Origin of the sequence: Falsiroseomonas ponticola (genome assembly GCF_016805305.1) — a bacterium.
GTDB lineage: Bacteria > Pseudomonadota > Alphaproteobacteria > Acetobacterales > Acetobacteraceae > Falsiroseomonas > Falsiroseomonas ponticola.
The window spans coordinates 278,101-300,871 of the sequence record NZ_JAERQN010000008.1 but is presented as its reverse complement, the minus strand read 5'-3'; the positions used below and the strand labels follow the sequence as shown (position 1 = coordinate 300,871).

The window sequence follows — 22,771 nt, the reverse complement described above, 5'->3', positions numbered from 1 at the left end:
CCGGCGTCACTCAACGCTGCGGCCCACCAGGTAGAAGCCCAGCACCGTCAGCGCGACGGCGGCGCCGGGGGCCAGGCTGAGCAGCGGGTTGAGCGAGAGGTAGTCGAAGCCCGATTGCACCATGCTGCCCCAATCCGCCGCCGGCGGCGGCAGGCCGAGGCCGAGGAAGCCGAGGCTGGCCGCGGTGAAGATCGCGGCCGAGACGGCGATCGCCATCTGCGCCGCGACGATGCGCATGATGTTCGGCCAGATGTGCCGGAACAGCACGCGATGCGGCTTGCAGCCGATGGCGCGCGCGGCCTCGATGAAGGGGGTCTCCCGCAGGCTCATCACCTGGCCGCGCACCAGCCGCGCCATCTCCGGCCACATGACCACGCCGAGCACGAGCACGATGTTGAGCAGCGTGGCGCCGACCATGACGGTGATGATCAGCGCCAGCACCAGGTTGGGCAGCGCGATGAAGAGGTCCATGACCTGCACGAGGAACTGGTTGAGCCGCCCGCGCGCATAGCCCGCCAGCAGGCCGAAGGGCACGCCGATGATCGCGGCCACCAGCGCCGCGAGCGGGCCGACGAGGAGCGAGATGCGCGCGCCATGCAGCACGCGGGACCAGACATCGCGGCCGAGGTCGTCCGTGCCCATCCAATGCGTCGCCGTGGCGCCCGAGAGCACATCCGCGCCGGAGGCATTCGGATCGAAGGGCGCGATCCAGGGCGCGAGCAGCCCGGCCAGCGCGATGATCGCCACCAGGGCGACGCCCAGGCCGAGGCGGAAGCGCCGCGCCGTCACAGCCGGATCTGCGGGTTCATCGCCGCCAGCGCGAGGTCGGCCAGCAGGTTCGTCACCATGACGCCGACCAGGATGATGCTGCCGACCGCCAGCATCACGGGATAGTCGTAGCTGCCGATGGCCGTGACGAAGAGGCGCCCGAGGCCGGGGATGGAGAAGACCGTCTCCGTCACCACCGCGCCGCCGACGAGCTGGCCGAGGGTGAGGCCGACATAGGTGATGACGGGCAGCACCGCGCTCGGCAGGACATGGCGGAAGGAGACGGCGCTGTCGGACAGCCCCTTGGCGGCGGCGACGCGGACGAAGAGCTGGCGTTCCACCGCGCGGTATTCCGCGCGATAGACCATGCTGAAGGAGCCGAAATAGAAGGCGAAGAGCGTGACGACGGGCTGGATGAGGTGCTTGAGGTGGAGGCCCGCCCCATCCTCCCACGGTACCCAGCCCGTGGTCGGCAGCCAGCCCAGCCAGACCGAGAAGATGGTGATCAGCGTGGCGCCCAGCATGAAGTTGGGGATGGTGACGCCGATGATGCTGAAGCCCGTGCTGACGGCGCCGATCAGGCGCCGCGCCACCACCAGGCTGTTCAGCCCGACCGAGGTGACGACGGCGAGCAGGATGGCCCAGAAGGCGAGTTCGATGGTGACGGGAAAGGCCGGCGCGATCATCGCGGCCACGGGCTGCTGCGTGCTGTAGGAACGGCCGAATTCGCCGGTCAGCGCGCCGCCCGCCCAGCGGAGATACTGCACCACGATCGGATCATCGAAGCCGAAGCGGGCATTGAGTTCCGCGATGGCGGCGGGCGAGGCATCGGTGCCCAGCATCATCGCGGCGGGGCTGCCGAGCCAGCCGCTGGTGGTGGCGAAGAGCAGGAAGGTGAGGATGACGATGTTCGGCAGCACCCAGGCCAGGCGCCGCAGCGCGAAGCCGATCATGGCGCGGAATGGCCCGGGCGCTGCCGCAAGGCGTCAGGACGCCCGCCAGGCGTAGCGGAAGCGGGGGATCTGGTCCGGCGTCCAGACCCAACCCTGGATGCGGCGGCTGACGGCCGCGTATTCCGCCGCGAAGTAGAGCGGTACATAGGGCAGGTCCGTCACCACGATCTCCTTGGCGCGGGCGTAGAGACGCTTGCGTTCCTCCACATCCGTCGTGGCGCGCGCGGCATCGAGGGCGGCATCGAGGTCCGGGCTGTTGTAGCCCGTGGAATTGGCGAAGCCGCGGCTGTGGAACAGGATGAAGAACAACCCGTCGGGGTCGGCGCGCTGCGTCCAGGCCATGGGGGTGAAGTTGATCGCGCGCTGCACGGTGCGGGCGTAGTATTCGGACTGCGCGACGGGGGCGAGCGCCACGCGCAGCCCGACCGCGCCCAGCTGTTCCGACACCAGCTGCACGATCTGCCGCAGCAGCGGGTCGGAAGGCGCGGCCAGCGTGATCTCCGTGCCCGGCGCGATGCCGGCTTCCGCCAGCAGCTGCCGCGCGCGGGCGGGATCATGATTGTGCACGACGCTGTCGGGGGAGGACCACCAGAGCCCCGGCGGCACCGGCCCATTCGCGATGGTGCCGCGGCCGCCCATGGTGATGGCGTTGATGCGGTCCCGGTCCAGCGCATGGGCGATGGCGCGGCGCAGCAGCGGATTGTTGAAGGGGGGCTTGTCCACCTGCCATTGCAGCGAATACCAGCGCCCGACGCGGGCCTGCTGCACCACGATGCCGTCCCGGCCCTCCACCTGGCGGATATGCTCCGGCGTCAGGCTGTCCACGTAATCGACCTCGCCCACGATCAGGCGCTGCATCCCGATGATCTGGTTCGGGATGCTGCGGAAGACGACGCGGTCGAGATAGGGCCGGCCCGGTTCCCAGTAGTTCGGGTTGCGCTCCAGCGTGATGGAGGTGCCCTGCACCCATTGGCGGAAGGTGAAGGCGCCGGTGCCCACGGGGTTGCGGCCGAAATCCTGGCCCAGCCGCTCCGCCGCGGTGGGGGAGACCATGAGGCCGGCGCGATCCGCGAGGTCCGCCAGCAGGCTCGGATAGGGCGTGCGGAGATTGATGGCGACGACATGCGGCGCCACGACCTCGACACTCTCGATCACCGGCCGCAGCACGCTGCGCTGGGGCGAGTTCACGCGTTCGTCGAGCCGCCTGTCGAGATTGTACTTCACCGCCTCCGCGTTGAAGTCAGTGCCGTCATGGAACTTCACGCCTTCCTGCAGGCGCAGCACGTAGCGCCGGCCGGCATTCTCGATCGTCCAGCTGCGCGCCAGCTCCGGCTGGATGGAGAAGTCCGTGCCGATGGTGGTCAGCGTGTTGTAGATCAGGAACAGGACCTGGCGTTCGGAGAACTGGATGGAGAAGGTCGGGTCCATCGTGCGGGCATTGTCGTCGAAGCCCACGGTCAGCGTGCCGCCGCGGCGCGGCTCCGGCGCCTGGGCGGATGCCGGCAGCGCGGCGGCGCCCAGCAGCGATGTCCCGCCCAGTAACAAATGACGCCTGTCGATGCTCGTCATGGTCCCGGCTCCCTTGCTTCGTGGTTCGTTCAGCCCTTCGGTGTCGCGCGGATGTTCTCCCGCAGGGTGCGCCCGCGATACGCCTTGCGGAAGATCCCGCGGCGCTGCAGTTCCGGCACCACGGTGCGGCAGAACTGTTCCAGCGAGGCGGGGAAGACCATCTGGGAGACGACGAAGCCGTCGCAGGCGCGGCTTTCGAACAGGTCCTGCATCTGGTCGGCCACGGATTGCGGCGTGCCGTAGATCATGTCCCGGTGCGACTTCTGCACGGCCTGCTTGAAGCTCAGCCCTTCCTTCTCCATCACCGATTTCAGCCGGTCCATGGAGCCCTGCATGCCCTGCGTGCCGCGCTTCTCCGCGGCCTCGGCCACGTCTTCCACCTTCGCCGCGAGATCGACGCCGAGCGCGCTGGACTGCGCGGCCAGCACCAGTTCGGGATCGACGAGGGATTCGAGGAAGGAGGCCTTCTCCTCCGCGATCGATTCCGTCTCCCCGATCACCACCTCGATCTGCGGCATGATGACGCAATCCTCCGCCTGGCGGCCGAGCGCCGCCATGCGGGCATGGATGTCGGCATAGAAGGACTGCATGTCCGACTTGGTGTGCTGCGGGCAGAAGATCATCTCCGCCCAGCGCGCGGCGAAGGCGCGGCCGCGGGGGGAGGAGCCGGCCTGCATCAGCACGGGCCGGCCCTGCGGGCTGCGCGGGATGGTCAGCGGGCCGCGGGTGCTGAACCACTTGCCCTTGTAGTCGGCGTAGCGGACCTTGCTGGAATCGACCAGGATGCCGCGATCCTTGTCGGCGACGATGGCGCCTTCATCCCAGCATTCCCACAGCGCGCAGCAGGCTTCCACCACCTCATCCGCCATGTCGTAGCGGAGGTCGCGCGGCGGCAGTTCCGGCATGCCGAAATTGCGCGCTTCCTCGTTGCGGGTGGAGGTGACGATGTTCCAGGCGACGCGCCCGCCGGACAGGATATCCAGCGAGGCGAGGGTGCGCGCCAGGTTGTAGGGCTGGTGGAAGGTGGTGGAGAGGGTGGTGCCGATGCCGAGATGCGTCGTGGCGCGGGCCATCAGCGGCAGCACCATCATCGGGTCGAGGAAGCTGATCTGCCCGCCGAGTTCGAGGCGCGTGTGGAAGCCGCCCTTGTAGATGTCATGCAGGCCGAGGCCATCGGCGAAGAAGAGGCCATCGAAGAAGCCCGCTTCCAGCACGCGGGCGATGTGTTCGTAGCGCGCGGGGTCCAGCATGTCCCGCAGGTCCGAATCCGGGTGGCGCCAGGCGCCCATGTGGTTCGCGGTCGGCCCCGTCTTCAGATAGGCGAGGAGATGCATCTCACGCATGGACGGTCTCCGATACGGCGCTACGGGTCACGCGGGCAGGCCGGCGAGGCTGGGCGGCAGGGCGCTGCCGGTCGCGAGGCGCCCGAGATAGGCGAAGTTCGCGAGGATCATGCCCGGTGCGGACTGCGCCTCCCGCAGCAGCGCCACATCCTCCGGCGGGTATTCGGGGGCGGCGCCGCCCGCGGCCTCGATCAGCAGCTGGATGCGGCAGGCTTCCTCCAGCATCACGGTGAAGACGATCGCTTCCTCGATGCTGGCGCAGGCCATGACGAGCCCGTGGGACTTCAGCGAGACGGCCATGTGCGGGCCGAGGGCGCGCGCGACGGCGGCGCCCATGGCGGGGTCGCGGATCAGCTGCATGGTCGCGTCGAAGACCGGCAGGCGATCGGCGAAGATGGCGCCGCCCTGGCAATGCGGGCGGAGCGGCTTGCCGGTGGCGGACAACGCGATGAGGTGGACGGGATGCGTGTGCACCACGCAATTCACGTCGGGCCGCGCCTTCAGGATCTCCGAATGGATGAAGACCTCGCTGTGCTGCCGCGCCTGGCCGCGCTGCGCGACGCCATCGAGGCCGGTGAGGAGGATGTTCTCCACCGTCATCTCCTCCATCCCGATGCCGTTGGGCTTCATCAGGAAGAGGTCGTCGCGCCCCGGCACGCGGACGGAGACATGGCCGCGCGTCATGTCGCCCTGGCCCTGGTGGACCAGGATCTTCCCGGCCAGGATCAGCTTCTGCACGGCCTGGTCATGCGTCATCGCGGTTCCATTCCCCCTCACGGCAGCAGCACGAGCCGCCCGGCCACCTGGCGCGTGGCGAGCCGGCCGAGCGCTTGCGCGACATCCTCGAGCGGCATGGTCTCCATCGGCATCGGCCGCACCTTCCCCGCGCCATGCAGCGCGAAGATCGCGGCGAAGCAGGCGGCGACATCGGCGGGGCGGCGCTTGCGGTAGTCGCTGATCTGCAGGCCGCTGACCTCGATGTTCTTCACCAGCAGGTAGTTGGCCTTCACCTCCGGGATCCGCCCGCCGGCGAAGCCCACGACGACGAGGCGCCCGCGCCAGGCGAGCGCGCGCAGCGCGGCCTCGAAGTAGAGATCGCCCAGCATGTCGATGACGACATCGGCGCCGCCGCCCGTGGCTGCCTTCACCTGGTCCCGCAGGTTGTCGCGAAGGTCCGGCGCCGCGAGGTCGATGATGGCATCCGCCCCGGCATCCACCAGCATGGAGGCCTTGGCGGGATTCGTGATGCCCGCGAGCACGGTCGCGCCGGCGGCCTTGGCGAGCATGACGGCCGCATGGCCCACGGCGCCGGAGGCGCCCAGCACCAGCACCGTCTCCCCCGCCTGCAAGCGGCCACGTTCATGCAGCGCGAACCAGGCGGTGTCATAGGCCAGCGCCATGGCGGCGGCATCGGCGAAGGGCATGGCATCCGGCAGCGCATAGCACTGGTCGGCGGGCGCGAGGGCGTATTCGGCATAGCTGCCGATCTCCGCCATCGCCAGCACGCGGTCGCCGGGCTTCCAGGCCGTGACGCCCTCGCCCACGGCCTCGATGATGCCCGCGGGCCCCTTGCCCGGCGTGAAGGGCAAAGCGGGCTTGAACTGGTAGCGGCCGCTGATGACGACGAGGTCCACATAGTTCAGCGACACCGCCTTGACCCGCAGCAGCACCTCGCCCCTGCCGGGGATGGGACGCGGCAGCTCCGCCATCGCCGTCACCTCGGATGGCGTGCCGAAGTGGCGGACGATCGCGGCGCGCATCAGGCGCTGGCCTTGAAGCGCACCGGCACGGGCGAGAGGCGCCCGGCCTCCAGCTCCGCCTGCACCGCGCGCTTCAGGATCTTGCCGCTGGCCGTCAGCGGAATCTCCGCGACCGGCAGCCAGTATTCCGGCATGTCGTAGCGCGACAGCCCCGCGGCATCGAGATGCGCGAGCATCGCCTCCGCCTCCAGCGCCGCGCCCGGCTTCAGCATGACGGCGAGGCAGACGCGCTCCCCCAGCCGCTCATCCGCCACCGGCATCGCGGCCGCGCGCGCCACGGCCGGGTGCTGCATCGCGAGGCCCTCGATCTTGGCGGGGAAGATGTTGTGCCCGCCGCGGATGATCACGTCCTTCTTGCGGCCGGTGATGCGGATGTAGCCCTGCTCATCCACCCAGCCGAGGTCGCCCGTCATGAACCAGCCGGCGCGGTTGAAGCTGTCCTCCGTCGCGGCCTGGTCGTCGTAGTAGCCGAGCATGAGGCTGGTGCCGCGCCCGCCGATCTGCCCGACCTCGCCGGGGGCCAATTCGCGATCCGGATCGTCGCGGGAGAAGACGCGCACCTCATAGCCCGGGGCGCAGCGGCCGGAGGATCCGGTGATGAGGGCGGGCGGATCGCCGGGCAGGGTGTAGTGGGTGGAACAGGCCTCCGTCATGCCATAGCCGCTCTGCGGCGTGACGCCATGCGCCAGCAGGTCGGCCACCACCTTCTGCGGCGCGGCGGCGCCGGAGATGCGGAAGCCGCGAAGCGCGCCGACGCGGTTCTCCCCGCGCTTCCGGATCTCGGCCAGCAGGTCGATCGCGTGGGTCGGCACGCCGACGAGGAAGGTGGTGCCGGTGGCGATGACGCGGTCGAGCAGCGAGGCGCCGCGCGGCAAATCGGGCAGCACCAGTTCGCAGCCTGTCTCGCAGGCCATCACGATGCAGCCGAAGCCAAGGTTGTGCGACAGCGGGCTCAGCGTGCAGATCACGTCGCGGTCGGTCAGCGACCAATCCGCGATGATGGCGCGCGCATTGGCCAGCACCGTGTTGTCGCTGTGCATCACGCCCTTCGGCGCGCCGGTCGTACCGCTGGTGAAGGCGAGGTAGAGCACGCCATCCGGCGCGGCGATGGGCGCGGCATCCGGCGCCTCTTCCAGCACGGGCCCGGCCCAGGCACCTTGCGCGCTGTCATCCAGCGGCGCCAGGCGATGCACGCGCCGCAGCGTGGCGATGCCTTGCGCCACCGCGAAGATATCGTGGCGCTGCGCATCGGCGCCGTAGCCCGCCTCCGCGATCAGCGCGGCGGCGCGCATGCGGGTGCAGAGTTCCACGACCTCCCCAACCGTGTGGTCGCGATGCAGGGAGGGGCAGCAGACATAGCGGTCGCGCGAACAGGCGAGCAGCGCGACCAGCGTCTCCACCCGGCTCGGCAGCCAGACCGCCACGCGGTTGCCCGCGCGCAGCCCGGCGGCGCGGAGATCGGCGGCCAGCGCATCCGCGGCGGCGACCAGCGCGGCCCAGCTGATGGCGCGGCGGCGGTCGCGGATGGCGATGGCGCCCGGCGCGCGCGCGGCCTGCGCGGCGGCGCGGGCGTAGAGCGTCTCCTTGCGCCAGAAGCCGGAATCATAACCCTGGCGCAGCCGATCCGGGTCCAGCAATGTAAGCATTGTGTGGGCCATGCCGGTGGGTGTGCCGCCTGGGTTTCCTGAATGTCAGGACAATAGCGAGAGAGCGGGCAGGGCTGTCAACAGCCGGTTTCACCGCTTGACCACCCAGGATAACCTCCCTTCTAATGTCAGGACATTAGCCGGCAGGCCGGGAGACGATCATGGCGCCGCCGCGGCGGAGCAAGCAGGCGTGAAGGCGCCGCCCTTCGAATGGCATCGCCCCGCCACGCTGGCGGAGGCCATGGCGACCCTGGCCGAGGTGGCGCCGCTGGATGGCCGCATCCTCGCCGGCGGGCAGAGCCTGCTGCCTGCGATGGCGCTGCGCGTCGCGCGGCCGCCGCACCTCGTGGACATCAACGGCATTGCGGAGCTCGGCGATTTGCGCGTGGAGGATGACGCGCTGCGCATCGGCGCGCTGGTGCGCCACGCCGCCTTCCATCGCCCCGTCGCGCCAGGGCCGCTCGGCGCGCTGATGGCAGGCGTGGTGCGCCACATCGCGCATTGGCCCATCCGCACCCGCGGCAGCTTCGGCGGCAGCCTCTGCCACGCGGATCCCGCTTCCGAATGGCCGCTGGTGGCCGTCGTGCTGGGCGCGACGATGCAGGCGGTGTCGGTGCGCGGTGAACGCCTGATCGATGCCAGCGCCTTCCTGCGCGGCCCGCTGGAAACGGCGCTGGCGCCGGATGAGATGCTGCGCGCCGTGACCCTGCCCCTGCTGCCCGATGATGCGCGCTGGGGGTTCGAGGAAGTGGCCCGCCGCGCCGGCGACTTTGCCCAGGCCATGGCGCTGGTCGTGCTGCGGCAGGATGCGCTGGGCCGCATCAGGGACGCGCGGATCGGCATCGGCGGCGTGGAGGCGGTGCCGCGCCGCCTGGTGGCCGTCGAAGCACTGGTCGAGGGCCGCCTGCCCTCCCCTGCCCTGGCCGAGGAAGCCGGCCGCGCCGCTGCCGCCGCCTGCGATCCGATGGAGGATGCGCCCTATCGCCGCGCCCTGTTGCGCGCCGTCATCTCCCGCGCGCTCGCCGCCGCCACCATGACGCAGGCGCTGGCGGCATGAGCGACACGCTGCACAAGGTCCGCCTCACGGTGAATGGCCGCGCCGCGACCATCGCGGTGGAGGCGCGACGCACCCTGGCGGAGGCGCTGCGCGAGGATCTCGGCCTGACGGGCACGCATCTCGGCTGCGAGCACGGCGTCTGCGGCGCCTGCACCGTGCTGATGGATGGCGCGCCGGTGCGGGCCTGCCTGGTGCTGGCCGTGCAGGCGGAAGGTTGCGCGATCCGCACGGTGGAGGGCCTGGCCGCGCCGGATGGCACGCTGCATCCGCTGCAGCAGGCCTTCGCCGACCACCATGCGCTGCAATGCGGCTACTGCACGCCGGGCTTCCTGATGCTGGCGACCGCGATGCTGGAGGAGAACCCGGCGATGGAGGAGGCGGAGATGGTGGAGCGCCTCTCCTCCAACCTCTGCCGCTGCACGGGCTATGCCGGCATCCTCGCCGCGGTGCGGTCGGTGATGCGGCGATGAGCGTCATCGGCCGTTCCGTCCCGCGACTGGAGGATCCGCCGCTGCTGCGCGGCGAAGGCGCTTTCGCGGCCGACATCAGCTTCCCCCGGCAGCTGCATATGCGCGTGGTGCGGGCGGAGATGGCGCATGCGCGGCTCCTCGCCGTCGATGTATCCGCCGCACTGGCGCTTCCGGGCGTGGTCGCGGCCTGGAGCGGCGAGGATGTCGCGACCATTCCCCCCATTCCCTTCCGCGCGACGAAGCTCAAGGGGCTGGAGCCCTATTGCCAGCCCATCCTGGCGCGCGGCCGCGTGCGCTATGTCGGCGAACCCGTCGCCGTGGTCTTCGCGGAGGATGCCGCGCTGGCCGAGGATGCTGCCGACCTCGTCTTGGTGGAGCTCGAGGAACTGCCCGCGCTGCTCGATGCCGCGGAGACGCCGCGCGATTTCGACGCCGCGCATGCGACGGAGCCCGCCATCGTCCGCAAAGCCTATGGGGAGGTCGAGACCGGCTTCGCCGCGGCGCATGCCGTGCTGGAACTGGACCTGTCCATCGGACGCCATTCCGGCGTGCCGCTGGAGACCCGCGGCGCCATCGCCCGCTACGATGCGGCGACGGATACGCTGGAACTGCACGGCACCGCCAAGAAGCAGCACTGGAACCGCGACGAGATCGCGCGGCTGCTCGGCCGCTCCCCCACCTCCGTCCATCTGTTCGAAGGCCATGTCGGCGGCGGCTTCGGCGTGCGCGGCGAACTCTATCCGGAGGACCTGCTGGTCTGCCTGGCGGCGCTGCGGCTGCGGCGGCCGGTGAAGTGGATCGAGGACCGGCGTGAGCATCTGGTCGCGACGAATCATTCACGCCAGCAGCGGCACAGGCTGCGCGCGGCGGTGGACGGGGAAGGCCGGCTGCTCGCCATCGACAATGTGTTCTTCCACGACCAGGGCGCCTATGTGCGCACCCATGGCGCGCGCGTGGCCGACATGTCGGCGGGGCTGCTGCTCGGCCCCTATGTCGTGCCCGCCTATCGCGCCACCGGCCATTTCCGCCTGACCAACAAGACCCCCGCCGCCACCTATCGCGCGCCTGGCCGCTATGAGGGCACCTTCGTGCGGGAGAGGCTGATGGATACCATCGCCGCACGCCTCGGCATCGATCGCGTGGAAGTGCGCCGTCGCAACTTCGTGCCGGCCTCCGCCATGCCCTATGCGCGGCCGCTCGATGCGCTCGGCACCGATGTGGTGCTGGATTCCGGCGACTACGCGGCGCTGCTCGACAAGGCGCTGGCGCGCTTCGGCTGGGAGGCGCGCACCGCCGATGTCGCGCGCCGTCGCGAGGCCGGCGAATGCGTCGGCCTCGGACTCGGCTTCTTCGTGGAGAAGAGCGGGCTCGGCCCCTCCGATGGCGTGCGCATCTCCGTCGATCCGACGGGGGTGGTGGAACTGGTGACCGGCGCGGCCTCGGTCGGGCAGGGGGTGGAGACGGCGCTGGCGCAGATCGCGGCCGATGCGCTGGGCGTGGATTACCGCCGCGTGCGCGTGGTGCGCGGCCAGACCAACCGGATCGAGTTCGGCTCCGGCGCGCATGCCTCCCGCGTCACGGTCATGTCGGGGTCGGCGACGCACCTGGCGGGCCTCGCGCTGCGGGACCTGGCGCTGGAGACGGCGGCGACCTTGCTGCAGGCGCCGAAGGAATCGCTCTCCATCGCGGATGGCATGGTGTGCCGCGCGGATGGTCCGGCGCTGCCGATCGGGGAGGTCGCGCGCGCGCTTGCCGCCGGCACCAAGCTCTCGCGCGAACGCGCGGTGCCCGGGCTGACCACCGAGGGCTGGTTCCATTCCGACCACATGACCTACCCCTATGGCGTGCACCTGGCGCAGGTGGCGCTGGACCGCATGACGGGTGCGGTGCGCGTGGAACACTACCTCATCGCCTATGATGTCGGCCGCGCCGTCAACCCGAAGCTGGTGGAGGGCCAGATTATCGGTGGCTTCGCCCAGGGCCTCGGCGGCGCGCTGTTCGAGGAGTTCCGCTACGACGAACGCGGCCAGCCGCTCTCCACCACGCTGGCGGATTACCTGATGCCGAGCATCGCGGAAATGCCGCCACTCGACGTGCTGGTGACGGAGGATGCGCCGAGCCCGCTGAACCCGCTCGGCGTGAAGGGCGCGGGGGAGGGCGGTACCAATGCCGTCGGCGCCGCCATCGCCTCCGCCATCGATGATGCGCTGGGCAACAAGGGCCTCGTCACGCGCCTGCCGGTGACGCCGCGGGAGGTGTTGCGCCTGCTCGGGGAGATCGAGGCATGAAGCCGCCGCCCTTCGCCTATCACGACCCCGCGACGCTGGAGGAGGCGATCACGCTGCTGGCGACGCTGCCCAATGCAAGGCCGCTGGCGGGCGGACAATCAATGATGCCGATGCTGAACATGCGCTTCGCGCAGCCTGACCACCTGGTCGATCTGAATCGCATTGCCGGGCTGGATGGCGTGACGGTGGAAGCGGATGGCGCGCTGACGATCGGCGCCATGGCCCGCCAGCGCGTGCTGGAACAGCATCCGGAGGTGGCGCGTCGCTGTCCGCTGATGGTGGAGGCGCTGGCGCAGGTGGGTCATCGGCAGACGCGCAACCGCGGCACCATCGGCGGCTCGCTCTGCCACCTCGACCCCGCCGCGGAACTGCCGCTGGTGGCGGCGGCGATGGAAGCGGTGGTCCGGGTCGCCGGCCCGAACGGGCAACGTGACATCGCCTTCGCCGATTTCGCGCAGGGCTACATGACGCCGGGGATGGAGGCGGAGGAGTTGCTGGTTGCCGTGCGCATCCCCGCGCAGCTCGCCGGCGCCGGCCACTGCTTCCTCGAATACGCGCGCCGCCATGGCGACTTCGCCATCGCCTCCGTCGCCGTGATGCTGGTGCCGGATGCGGCGGGGCGGATCGCGGAGGCGCGCGTGGCGCTCGGCGGTGTCGGCGCCGTGCCGCTGCGGCTGCCGGAAGCCGAGGCCGCGCTGCGCGGCACCCCCGATATCACCCGCGCGGTGGCGGCCACGAGATCCCTGGAACCGATGGAGGATGCGCTGGTGCCCGCCTGGTATCGCCGCCACCTCGCCGGCGTGCTGCTGGGCCGTGCCATCGCGACGGCCCTGTCGCGGATGGGGCGCGCATGAGCATGGATCGAAGCCTGGCGCGCGAGGTCGCCTGCACGGTCAACGGCACCGCGCGATCGGCGACGGTTTCCGTCCGCCGCACGCTGGCGGATTACCTGCGCCAGGACCTCGGCCTGACGGGCACGCATCTCGGCTGCGAGCATGGCGTCTGCGGCGCCTGCACCGTGCTGGTGGAGGGCCGCGCCGTGCGGTCCTGCCTGATGCTGGCGGTGCAGGCGGAAGGCTGCGCGGTGACGACGGTGGAGGGCATCGCGCCCGATGCCGCCACGCTGCATCCCCTGCAGGCCGCCTTCGCGAAGCACCATGCGCTGCAATGCGGCTTCTGCACCCCGGGAATCCTGACGACGCTGCTGGAATTCCTGGGCGAAGTCCCGGCGCCGACGGCGGAGGAGGTGCGCATCGCCATCTCCGGCAATCTCTGCCGCTGCACGGGCTATGAGCCGATCGTCGCCGCCACGCTGGAAGCCGCTGCCGTCATGCGGGGCGCGGCATGAGCGGCGGCACCGCCTTCCGCGACGTGGCGCGGCTGGAGGATCCGCCCCTGCTGCGCGGCCGCGCGCGCTTCGTGGACGATATCCGCCCCGAGGGCGCACTGCACGCCGCCTTCCTGCGCAGCCCCTTCGCCCATGCGGCGATCCGCGCCATCGATGCCAGCGCCGCGCGCGCCCTGCCCGGCGTGCGCCTGGTGCTGACCGCGGCCGATCTCGACCCACACCTCGCGGAGACGCGGTTGAAGGTCGCCCTCCCCAGCCCCGCCTTCCGCCAGACGTTGGATCGCCCCGTGCTGGCGTCGGGCGAGGTGGTTCATGTCGGGGATGCCGTCGCCATCATCGTCGCGGATGACCGCTACATCGCGGAGGATGCGCTGGCGCTGGTGGAGGTCGATTACGATCCCCTCGATGCCGTGGCCGACTGCGTCGCCGCGCTGGCGGATGGCGCGCCCACGGCGCACCAGGGCGCACCGCACAACCTCGTCGGCGACTTCACCCTCGGCTTCGGTGATCCCGACGCCGCCTTCGCCAACGCGGCGGTTGTCGTGCGGGAAACCCTCTCGCAGCATCGCGGCGTCGCGCATTCCATGGAATGCCGCGGGCTGGTCGCCATCCCCGATCCCATCGAGGATCGCCTCACGGTCTGGTCCAGCACCCAGACGCCGCATGTCGCGCGGCGCATGCTCTGCGACATCCTCGGCCTCGCGGAAGATCGCGTGCGCGTGGTCACGCCCGATGTCGGTGGCGGCTTCGGCCCGAAGCTGGTCTTCTATCCCGAGGAAGCGGCGGTCGCCGCCGCTTCGCGGCTGCTCGGCCGGCCGGTGAAGTGGATCGAGGACCGGCGGGAACACTTCATCGCCGCGACGCAGGAACGCGACCAGGTCTGGGATGTCGAACTCGCAGTGGATGCGGAAGGCCGCATCCTCGGCGTGCGGGGCGAGATGATCCACGACCATGGCGCCTGGACGGCGCGCGGGCTGAACGTCGCCTATGGCGCGCTCTCCGCCATGCCGCTGGCCTATCTCGTGCCCGCCTATCGCATCCGCTCGCGCTCCGCCGTGACGAACAAGGTGCCGGTCACGCCGATCCGCGGCGCGGGGCAGCCGCAGGGCGTCTTCGCGATGGAGCGGCTGCTGGACCGCGCGGCGCAGCAGCTCGGCCTGGACCGCGCGGAGATCCGGCGCCGCAACCTCGTGCCCGCCGACCGCATGCCCTATGCCACGCCGCTGAAGACCCGTGGCGGCATGCAGGTCGTGCTGGATTCCGGCGATTTTCCCCGGTGCATGGCGGAAGCCTTGCAACGCGCGGATTGGGACGGCTTCGCGCAGCGGCAGGCGGCGGCGCGGGCGCAGGGCCGCCACCTCGGCATCGGTGTCGCCAACTATGTCGAGGGCACCGGGCGCGGGCCCTTCGAGCATGTCTCCGTCCGCCTCGAACCCTCGGGCCGCATCTTCGTGGCCACGGGCGCGGCGCCGATGGGCCAGTCCACGCGGACCATGCTGGCGCAGCTCGTCGCGGAGCAGCTCGGCGGCGACATGGCGAATGTGGAGGTCTCCGCGGGCGATACCGCGACCTCGCCCCTCGGCCTCGGCGGCTTCAACAGCCGCCAGGCGGTGATGGCCGGCACCTCCGCGCATGTCGCCTCGCTGAAGGTGCGCGACCGCGTGCTGCAGGTGGCGGCGACGCTGCTGGAGGTCTCGGAAGCGGACCTCGAGATCGCGGGCCGTGCCGTGCGCGTCACCGGCACGGGCATGCAGGTGACGCTGGCGGAGGTGGCGCGCGCCGCGGCCGGGCTGCCGGGCTTCGCGCTGCCCGGTGGCAAGGCGGGCATCGCGGCGGCGGAGGAGGTGGTGATCGACCCCATGACCTACGCCAATGGCAGCTGCGTGGCGGAGGTCGAGGTCGATGCCGGCACCGGCAACGTCGCCATCGCGCGGCTCAGCTTCGTGCATGATTGCGGCCGTGCGCTGCATCCGCGGATCGTGGAGGGCCAGGTGCTGGGCGGCATCGCGCATGGCATCGGCAATGCGTTGTTCGAACGGATGGGCTTCGATGACCAGGCGCAGCCCGTGACCACCAACCTCGCGGAATACCTGCTGATGAGCGCGACGGAGATGCCGCACGCCCTTTCCATCGGCCATCTGGAGAGCCCGACGCCGCTGAACCCGCTTGGCATCAAGGGCGTCGGCGAATCCGGCGTGATTCCCGTGGCGGCGGCCATCGCCTCCGCGGTGGAGGATGCGCTCTCGCCCTTCGGCGCGCGCATCAGCCGCGTGCCGATCGCGCCGCATGACGTGGTGGCGGCCATGCTGGGGGATGCCGCGCGATGAAGTTCGACAACAGCTTCGAGGTGCCGCTGCCGCCCGCCGAGGCCTGGGCCCTGCTGCGCGACGTGCAGCGCATCGCCCCCTGCATGCCGGGCGCCGAACTGACGGAGGTGATCGACGAGCGCAGCTTCAAGGGCCGCGTTGCCGTCAAGCTCGGCCCCGTCGCCCTGACCTTCGCCGGCACGGCGCGGTTCGAGGAACTGGACGATGCGACTCACACCGCGAAGGTCAAGGCGCAGGGGACGGACCAGAAGGGACGCGGCGGCGCCAATGCCGTGGTGGGCTTCGCGCTGCTGCCCGTGCCGACGGGCACGCGCGTGGACATCACCACCGATGTCACCCTCTCCGGCGCCGTCGCGCAGTATGGCCGCGGCGCGGGCATCATCCAGGCGGTGGCGGCGGAGCTGATCGGGCAATTCGCGGAACGGCTGCGCGCGATGATCGCGCGGGACGCGCCGGCGGCAGGGCCCGCGCCCGAAGCGTCGCCCGCGCCGCCACCGCAGGCGGCACCCATCGGCGGCTTCGGCCTGGTCTGGCGCGCGCTGCTGTCCTGGCTTCGATCCATCCTCGGCCGGCGCTGACGCGGCCGCACCGCACGGCACCACAAGCACGAAGAAAGCAGGGTTCGGCGACACAACCATCGGGGGCTTCCACCATGACGCATTCCATCACCCGCGCGGCCTTCCTGGCTGGCCTGGCGGCGCTGGCCGCGGCGCCGGCACGCGCGCAGCAGCGGCCGCTGCGCCTCGTGCTGCCCTACGCGCCGGGCGGCGTGGTGGATACGCTGGGGCGCGTCGTCGGCATGGCGCTGGCGGAGACCGCCGGCATCGCCGCGGTGGCCGACAACCGCCCCGGCGCGGGCGGCATGATCGGCACCGACCATGTCGCGAAGTCGGCGCCGGATGGCACCACGGCGCTGGTGATGGACCCCGCGGTGGTCATCAACCCCTCCCTGCAGGCGAATGTCCCCTACGACCTGTTCCGGGATCTCACCTGCGTCTCCATCATCAGCTCCTCGCCCCTCGTCGTCGTCGCGGCGCCGAACCAGCCCTTCCGCACGATGCGGGAGATCGTGGAGTTCGGCCGCACGCGCCCCGGCGCGCTGACCTTCGCCTCCGCCGGCGTGGGCACCACGCCGCACCTGGCGGGTGAGTTGCTGAACCTCCGCACCGGCATCGCCGCGACGCATGTGCCCTATCGCGGCATCGCCGCCGCCATGCCGGATGTGATGTCGGGCGCCGTGCCCTTCACCTTCAGCAGCATCGCCGGTGCGCGGGGGCTGATCGCGGATGGCAGGCTGCGCGCCATCGCCACCACCGGCACCACCCGCCCCTCCAGCCTGCGGGACGTGCCGACCATGGCGGAGTCGGGCTTTCCCGATTTCGTCGTCGATCTCTGGCTCGGCGTCTTCGTGCCGTCCGCCACGCCGGCGGCAACCGTCGCCTCGCTCCACGCCGCGCTGCAGACCGTGCTGCGCCGGCCGGAGACGGCGAATGCCTTCGAGCGCGCCGGCGCGGAGGTGCGCTTCACCACGCCGGCGGAGGCCGAGCGCACCCTGCGCGCGGAGTTCGAGATGTGGCGCAACCTCATCACCACCCAGCGCATCACCGCGGGCTGAGGAGACGGCCATGACCCTCCGCCTTCCCCGCCGCGCCGCGCTGGCGCTGCTGGCGCTGCCCGGCATCGCCCGCGCGCAATCCACGCGCGCCATCCGCCTGCTGGTGGGCTTCGCGCCAGGTGGCGCCGCCGATACCGTCGCGCGGCTGATCGCGCCGCGCCTCGGCGAGCATCTCGGCGCCTCCGTGGTGGTGGAGAACCGCGCCGGCGCCAGCGGCACCATCGCGGCATCGGCGGTGGCGCAGGCGGCGCCGGATGGCGCGACGCTGCTCTTCACCACGCTGAGCCACGCGACCAACCCCTTCCTGCTGAGTGGCCTGCCCTTCGACTATGCGACCGCCTTCGCTCCCGTCAGCCAGGTGGTGCTGTGGCCGCAGCTGCTGGCGGTGAAGAACGGCTTCCCCGCGCGCGACGTCGCCGCCTTCCTGGCGCATGCGCGCGCCAACCCCGTCAGCTACGGCACGCCCGGCAATGCCACGGCGCAGCACCTGGTGGCGGAGATGCTGCGCATGCGCACCGGCGCGCGGCTGGAACACATCCCCTATCGCGGCGGCGCGGATGCGGCGAGGGACCTGGCGGCGGGCGTGCTGGACGCGGCCTTCATGACCACCTCCACCGCGCTGCCGCTGCTGCAGGCGAACCGCGTGCAGATGCTGGCGGTCTGCACGCCCGAACGCCTGCCCTCCTACCCCGAGACGCCGACCATCGCGGAATCCGGCGTGCCCGGCTTCGCGCTCTCCGACTGGTGCGCGATGTTCGCCCCCGCCGGCACGCCGGAGGCCACCATCCGCCGCATCCATGCCGGCATCGCCTTCGCGCTGGCGCAGCCGGAGGTGCTGCGCCGGCTGGACGATCTGTCGAGCCCGCCGCTCGGCTCCCCGCCCGAGGCCTTCGCCGCCTTCCTGCGGGAGGAAGGGCCGCGCCTCGGCGAGGTGATCCGCAGCGCGGGCATCCGCGTCAGCTGAGCATCTCGGAGCCCGGCACGATCCCCTTGGGCAGCCCCGCCACATGCGCCGCCAGCGCCGCCGGCCGCGTGATCCACAGCCGGTCGCGATGCGCCAGGATGTGCTTCAGCGCATCGCGCAGCGGGCGCAGCCGGAAGGGCTGGCCGACGACGAAGGTGTGCAGCACGATGCTCATCACCAGCGGGCGATGGCGGGACTGGTCCAGCATCTCGTCGAACTGGTCCGTCACCATCTGCGCGAATTCGCGCCCCGTGTGATGGCGGAACACCATGGCGGGGCTGTCGTTCAGCTCGATGCTGTAGGGGATGGAGAGGATGGGGCCGGACCGCGTCGCCATCCAGAAGGGCTGGTCATCCGCCGGCCAGTCCATCATGTAGTCGAAGCCTTCCTCCTTCAGCAGGTCCAGCGTGTGCGCACCCTGGGACAGCCAGGGGCCGAGCCAGCCGCGCGGCGCCACCCCGGCATGGCGGGCCAGGCCGTCGCGGGATTGCTGGATCAGCCGGCGCTCATCCTCCTCCCACATCCCTTCCTGGCGTTCGGCATTGGTGCGGCCATGGCCGATGAATTCGTCGCCGCGCGCCACCAGGGCGCGGCCGATCTCCGGCATCAGGTCCAGCGCGGCGGAATTGCAGTTATGCGCGGCGGGCAGCCCGAGCTCATCCAGCATCGAGAGGATATTCCAGATGCCCACCCTGTTCCCGTAGTCTCGCCAGGCGTAGTTGCGCTGCGTCTGCGGCGAACCGGGCACGGTGCTGTCGCTGCCCAAACCCGTGCGGAAGGCATGATGCTCGATATTGGTGAAGATCTGCACGGCAAGCCGGCGGCCATCGGGCCAGCTGTAGTCGGGGCGGGAGACGATGGCGCTGGGCGCGTAGCGGGTCTGGTCGGGCAGCTTCATCGGACGGTCCTTCGCGACGGGTTGGCGGCATGATGCCCCCGCGCCGCGCGGCAGGCGAGGGGCGGGACGCCGCGCCACCGGCCCTCGTGCTGCAGCAATTGCCGCCGCTCGATCCCGCCGGCGCGCTGCCGCTGCACCAGCAGCTGGCGGAACGCCTGGCGGCGCCGATCCGGGGCGCGCAGGCGGCGCTGGCGGGCTTCGCCATGCCGACGGAAGCGCAATGCATGACGCATTTCGGCGTCAGCCGCCCGACGGTGCGCCAGGCCATGGCGCATCTCGTCGCCGCGGGCCTGGTCACGCGCGGGCGCGGCCGCGGCACCTTCGTGGCGCCGGAACGGCTCAACCACGATGTCAGCATGGCCTTCGAGGATGAGATGCGCGCCGCGCGCCGCAGCATCCGCTTCCAGGTCCTGCTGCGGCGGCAGGTCGCCGCGCCGGAGCGGGTGCGCCAGAAGCTCCAGCTGCCGCTCGGGCAGCAGGTGGAATATGTGGAGCGCCTGCGCTTCCTGGATGAGGAGGTCTTCGCCTTCGAACAGCGCTGGTTCCCGCCCGCCGTGTCCCGCCACGTGACGCAGGCGATGCTGGAGGAGATGGCGATCATCTCCCTGCTCGGCGCCGCCATGCGCGAACCGCCCGCCCGCATCGTCAACACCGTGCGCTGCCTGCCGGCGGATGCGCGGGTGGCGAAGCTGCTCGGCGTCGCCTCCCGCACCTCGCTGCTGGAGACGGAGCACAGCTACTACGCGGCCTCCGGCACGCCGCTGCTGCATGGCGCCGTGCGCTTCCATGGCGAACGCTTCGAATTCACGCTGGAATCGGCGCTGCGGCTGCCGGGGCGGGAGGGGGAATGAGCATCACCGGGCTGGACGCCGTCACGATCGCCGCGCGCATCGCGCAGGGATCGCTGCGCGCCGCGGATGTGGCCGGCGCGCTGCTGGACCAGGTCGCGGCGCGGGACCCGGTGGTGCGCGCCTTCGCGGCGATCGATCCGGATGCCGTGCTGCGCGCCGCGCGGGCGCTGGATGCGGGGCCGCGCCGCGGGGCGCTGCATGGCGTGCCCATCGCGGTGAAGGATGTGCTGGATACCGCGGACCTGCCGACCGCGATGGGGTCGGCCATCTTCGCGGGCCACCAGCCGCGCGCCGATGCCGCCTGCGTGGCGCTGGCGCGGGCAGCGGGGGCGCTGGTCCTCGGCAAGACGGTGACGGCGGAATTCGCCTATGTGGAGCCGGGGCCGACGACCAACCCGCATCACCCCGGGCATACGCCGGGCGGCTCCTCCTCCGGCTCCGCCGCCGCGGTCGCGGCGGGGATGGTGCCGATCGCGATCGGCACGCAGACCGGCGGTTCCGTGCTGCGCCCCGCGGCCTTCTGCGGCGTGGTGGGCTTCAAGCCGAGCTTCGGGCTGATCCATCGCGGCGGCCTGAAGCTGATGGCCGAAAGCCTCGACACCATCGGCCTCTTCGCGCGCGGCGTCGCCGATGTGGCGCTGGCGCTGCCGGTGCTGGCGGGCCTGCCCGCGCTGGCCACGGCCATGCCGCGCCCGCCGCGCATCGGGGTCTGCCGCGTGCATCCCTGGGCGCTGGCGGCGCCGGAGGCGCGCGCGGTGGTGGAGGAAGCGGCGGCACGCCTGGCTGAAGCCGGGGCGGAGGTGCAGGCGGTGACGCTGCCCCCCGCCTTCGACGCCCTGCTGGAGGTGCGTCGCACGATCAACGATTTCGAGATCGGGCGCGCCCTGGCCTGGGAATACCACGCGGAGCGCCCGCGCCTGAGCCCGCGCCTGGCCGCGGCGATCGAGGCCGGGCGCGCCACCCCCTTCGCGGATTATGCCGCCGCGCAGGCGGCCGCGACGGCCGCGCGCGCCGCCTTCCCCGCGGCGATGGCGGGCTGCGACGCGCTGCTGGTGCCCGGCGCGCAGGGGGAGGCGCCGGCCGGCCTCGCCTCCACCGGCGATTCCCGCTTCCAGGGGTTGTGGACGCTGCTGCATGGCCCTTCGCTCGGCCTGCCGGTGCGGCGCGGGCCGCCGGGGCTGCCGCTCGGCATCCAGCTGGTGGCGCCGGCGGGGCGGGATGCGGCGCTGCTGGCCTGCGGCGCCTGGGCCGAAGCGGCGCTTCAGCCCCTGAGCGCGGCGTCGCGGTAGGAGAGGTCGATGTAGCGGCCGGCATCGCTCAGCAGCCGTTCCGGCCGGGCATAGGCGGAACGCAGCCGCAGCACCGTCCCGATCCCCGCGGGATCGATGGACAGGTCGCGGCGCAGGCCCCGCCCGGGGTCGATGAACAGCGCGCAGGCCGCATCCGCGATCGCCGCCGCGCCGCCCATGCGGGCGCGGAACAGCGCGCCCACCGCCTCCCGGTTGCCGGAAGCGCCGATCCAATCGACCGCGTCGCGCCAGGCGCGGATGAAGGCCAGCAGCGTCCCGCGATTCGCCGCGGCCCAGGCGCGGGATGCATTGCCCGTCACGCCGGCATAGGCGCCGATCATCTCGGTGGCGCGCGCCAGCCTGCGGAAGCCCCGCGCTTCCGCCACCAGGTCGGGCGGCGTGGTCAGCAGCGTCGCGGCGGTGCGGCCTTCCAGCAGCGCATCGAGCCGCATGCCGTGGCCGCCAACGCGGAAGAAGGGCGTCTCGGCCTCCGTCAGGCCGGACAGGCGCAGCATCTCCCGCAGCACGAAGGCGTAGCCGGTGGTCAGCGCATCCACCGCCAGCGCCTGGCCGCGCAGGCCCGCGATGTCCGTGACGCCCGGCGCCGCCATCAGGCTCAGCACCGCGTCGTCGATGCCCATGAAGGCGAAGAAGTCGGTGCCGCCCTCGATCCCCGCCTCGCCCTGTCCCTCGACATAGGTGACGACGTTGTCGAAGGCCGTCAGCGCCACCTGGCGCCGGCCCGTGTGCAGGTCCCGCGCCAGTTCCACCGAATTCGGCGTGATGGAGAGCGTGACGCGCAGCCCGTGCCGCGCGAAGAAGCCCTGTTCCTCCGCCACCCACATCGGCAGGTTGGACGCGCCCTGGAAGGCGACCACGTCGAGGGTCTTCATCCTGCGTCGCTCTCCACTGCCGTCTTCTGCTCCAGCGCATCGCCCAGGACATTCGCGGTGTGCCGGTAATGCTTCTCCAGCAGCGCCGCGGCGTCCTCCGCGCGGCGCGCCAGCGTCACCTCGCACAGCGCCGCATGTTCCGCGGCGACGTCGCGCTGCGGATAGGCAAGGCTGTTGGAGAGGTTGCGGAAGCGCGTGCTGCGGTCATGCAGGTCCGCGCAGAAGGCCAGCAGGCTGGGCGCGCCGCAGGGTTCCAGCAGGGCCAGGTGGAAGTCCCGGTGCAGCGCATCCCAGGCGGGGTTGGGCACGAAGGCATCCGCTTCCAGCGACCGGGATGCGCGCGCCAGGCGGTGATGCGCGACCAGCACGCGTTCCTCCCACGCCGCATCGCCGCGCGCGATCGCGGCGCGCAGCGCCGCCGTCTCCGCCAGGCAGCGCGTCTCCACCAGATCGGCCAGCGCCGCCTGGTCGGCGCCCGCCACGCGGAAGCCGCGCTGGTCCAGGCGCTGCACCAGCCCCTCCGCCGCCAGGGCCGCGAGCGCTTCGCGCAGGGGCGAAGCGCCGACGCCATAGCGTTCCCGCAGCGCCTCCAGCCGCAGCTTCGCGCCGGGGCGGTGCACGCCATGCAGGATATCCGCGCGCAGCCGCGCTTCCACCAGGCGGGCCAGGGTCAAGCTGCTGTCCATGCCGGCAATTTAGCGATGTCGCGCCCTGAGGCAAGATTTTCACCGA

21 protein-coding genes are annotated in these 22,771 nt (G+C 71.6%); 11 read left to right on the top strand and 10 right to left on the bottom strand.

Going from position 1 to position 22,771, the window contains the following annotated elements; genetic code table 11:
- Nucleotides 1–6: 6 nt before the first annotated feature.
- The 7 genes from JJI54_RS22415 to JJI54_RS22385 are packed head-to-tail and all read right to left on the bottom strand — an operon-like array spanning nucleotide 7 to nucleotide 8,039.
- Nucleotides 7–789 (bottom strand): ABC transporter permease, encoded by a 783-nt coding sequence (locus JJI54_RS22415; RefSeq protein ID WP_203075290.1) that lies wholly within the window; start codon nucleotides 787–789, stop codon nucleotides 7–9.
- A complete protein-coding gene (locus tag JJI54_RS22410) occupies nucleotides 786–1,721 on the bottom strand; it encodes an ABC transporter permease (RefSeq protein ID WP_203075288.1) in 936 nt (311 codons plus the stop codon). Before JJI54_RS22410 ends, JJI54_RS22415 begins: the two co-directional genes overlap by 4 nt.
- 33 nt (nucleotides 1,722–1,754) lie before the next feature.
- Nucleotides 1,755–3,290, bottom strand: coding sequence for an ABC transporter substrate-binding protein (locus tag JJI54_RS22405; protein ID WP_203075287.1), 1,536 nt, complete (start codon nucleotides 3,288–3,290; stop codon nucleotides 1,755–1,757).
- 29 nt (nucleotides 3,291–3,319) lie between these two features.
- Nucleotides 3,320–4,633, bottom strand: a complete 1,314-nt coding sequence (locus tag JJI54_RS22400) for an LLM class flavin-dependent oxidoreductase (protein WP_203075285.1) — start codon at nucleotides 4,631–4,633, stop codon at nucleotides 3,320–3,322.
- 27 nt (nucleotides 4,634–4,660) lie between these two features.
- On the bottom strand, nucleotides 4,661–5,389 hold the full coding sequence (locus JJI54_RS22395; RefSeq protein ID WP_203075284.1) for a class II aldolase/adducin family protein: 729 nt from the start codon (nucleotides 5,387–5,389) through the stop codon (nucleotides 4,661–4,663).
- Between the two features lie 17 nt (nucleotides 5,390–5,406).
- Nucleotides 5,407–6,393, bottom strand: a complete 987-nt coding sequence (locus tag JJI54_RS22390) for an NADPH:quinone oxidoreductase family protein (RefSeq protein ID WP_203075282.1) — start codon at nucleotides 6,391–6,393, stop codon at nucleotides 5,407–5,409.
- A complete protein-coding gene (locus JJI54_RS22385; protein ID WP_203075280.1) occupies nucleotides 6,393–8,039 on the bottom strand; it encodes a class I adenylate-forming enzyme family protein in 1,647 nt (548 codons plus the stop codon). Before JJI54_RS22385 ends, JJI54_RS22390 begins: the two co-directional genes overlap by 1 nt.
- Before the next feature lie 190 nt (nucleotides 8,040–8,229).
- Here JJI54_RS22385 and JJI54_RS22380 point away from each other — a divergent pair, with 190 nt between their 5' ends.
- From JJI54_RS22380 to JJI54_RS22340, 9 genes are all read left to right on the top strand, one after another.
- Entirely contained in the window at nucleotides 8,230–9,096 is an 867-nt protein-coding gene (locus JJI54_RS22380; RefSeq protein WP_203075278.1) for an FAD binding domain-containing protein, read from the top strand.
- Entirely contained in the window at nucleotides 9,093–9,566 is a 474-nt protein-coding gene (locus JJI54_RS22375) for a (2Fe-2S)-binding protein (RefSeq protein ID WP_203075277.1), read from the top strand. Before JJI54_RS22380 ends, JJI54_RS22375 begins: the two co-directional genes overlap by 4 nt.
- Nucleotides 9,563–11,854, top strand: a complete 2,292-nt coding sequence (locus JJI54_RS22370) for a xanthine dehydrogenase family protein molybdopterin-binding subunit (protein ID WP_203075276.1) — start codon at nucleotides 9,563–9,565, stop codon at nucleotides 11,852–11,854. Before JJI54_RS22375 ends, JJI54_RS22370 begins: the two co-directional genes overlap by 4 nt.
- Nucleotides 11,851–12,708, top strand: a complete 858-nt coding sequence (locus JJI54_RS22365) for an FAD binding domain-containing protein (RefSeq protein ID WP_203075274.1) — start codon at nucleotides 11,851–11,853, stop codon at nucleotides 12,706–12,708. The genes JJI54_RS22370 and JJI54_RS22365 overlap by 4 nt, the downstream gene beginning before the upstream one ends.
- On the top strand, nucleotides 12,705–13,202 hold the full coding sequence (locus JJI54_RS22360; RefSeq protein WP_226381990.1) for a (2Fe-2S)-binding protein: 498 nt from the start codon (nucleotides 12,705–12,707) through the stop codon (nucleotides 13,200–13,202). Before JJI54_RS22365 ends, JJI54_RS22360 begins: the two co-directional genes overlap by 4 nt.
- Nucleotides 13,199–15,529: a xanthine dehydrogenase family protein molybdopterin-binding subunit gene (locus JJI54_RS22355; protein ID WP_203075273.1), complete on the top strand. Its 2,331-nt coding sequence runs from the start codon at nucleotides 13,199–13,201 to the stop codon at nucleotides 15,527–15,529. The genes JJI54_RS22360 and JJI54_RS22355 overlap by 4 nt, the downstream gene beginning before the upstream one ends.
- The gene (locus JJI54_RS22350; protein ID WP_203075272.1) at nucleotides 15,526–16,107 is read left to right on the top strand and encodes an SRPBCC family protein; all 582 of its coding nucleotides are present in this window, start codon (nucleotides 15,526–15,528) and stop codon (nucleotides 16,105–16,107) included. The genes JJI54_RS22355 and JJI54_RS22350 overlap by 4 nt, the downstream gene beginning before the upstream one ends.
- A gap of 74 nt (nucleotides 16,108–16,181) precedes the next feature.
- Complete coding sequence (locus JJI54_RS22345) at nucleotides 16,182–17,144, top strand: tripartite tricarboxylate transporter substrate binding protein (RefSeq protein WP_203075271.1); 963 nt, start codon at nucleotides 16,182–16,184, stop codon at nucleotides 17,142–17,144.
- A 10-nt stretch (nucleotides 17,145–17,154) separates the two neighbouring features.
- The gene (locus tag JJI54_RS22340; protein ID WP_203075270.1) at nucleotides 17,155–18,108 is read left to right on the top strand and encodes a Bug family tripartite tricarboxylate transporter substrate binding protein; all 954 of its coding nucleotides are present in this window, start codon (nucleotides 17,155–17,157) and stop codon (nucleotides 18,106–18,108) included.
- Here JJI54_RS22340 and JJI54_RS22335 read toward each other — a convergent pair.
- Nucleotides 18,101–19,006 carry a polysaccharide deacetylase family protein gene (locus tag JJI54_RS22335; RefSeq protein WP_203075269.1) on the bottom strand — a complete coding sequence of 302 codons (906 nt, stop codon included), beginning with the start codon at nucleotides 19,004–19,006 and terminating at the stop codon, nucleotides 18,101–18,103. The genes JJI54_RS22340 and JJI54_RS22335 overlap by 8 nt on opposite strands.
- Before the next feature lie 29 nt (nucleotides 19,007–19,035).
- Between JJI54_RS22335 and JJI54_RS22330 the strand changes: the two genes are divergently transcribed.
- Nucleotides 19,036–19,857 (top strand): GntR family transcriptional regulator, encoded by an 822-nt coding sequence (locus JJI54_RS22330; RefSeq protein WP_203075268.1) that lies wholly within the window; start codon nucleotides 19,036–19,038, stop codon nucleotides 19,855–19,857.
- Nucleotides 19,854–21,146, top strand: a complete 1,293-nt coding sequence (locus JJI54_RS22325; protein ID WP_203075267.1) for an amidase — start codon at nucleotides 19,854–19,856, stop codon at nucleotides 21,144–21,146. The genes JJI54_RS22330 and JJI54_RS22325 overlap by 4 nt, the downstream gene beginning before the upstream one ends.
- On the opposite strand, the gene JJI54_RS22320 is transcribed toward JJI54_RS22325, so the two are convergent.
- Nucleotides 21,119–22,039 (bottom strand): ABC transporter substrate-binding protein, encoded by a 921-nt coding sequence (locus tag JJI54_RS22320; protein ID WP_203075265.1) that lies wholly within the window; start codon nucleotides 22,037–22,039, stop codon nucleotides 21,119–21,121. The two genes, JJI54_RS22325 and JJI54_RS22320, sit on opposite strands and share 28 nt — an antisense overlap.
- The gene (locus JJI54_RS22315; protein WP_203075264.1) at nucleotides 22,036–22,725 is read right to left on the bottom strand and encodes a GntR family transcriptional regulator; all 690 of its coding nucleotides are present in this window, start codon (nucleotides 22,723–22,725) and stop codon (nucleotides 22,036–22,038) included. The genes JJI54_RS22320 and JJI54_RS22315 overlap by 4 nt, the downstream gene beginning before the upstream one ends.
- Nucleotides 22,726–22,771: the final 46 nt, after the last annotated feature.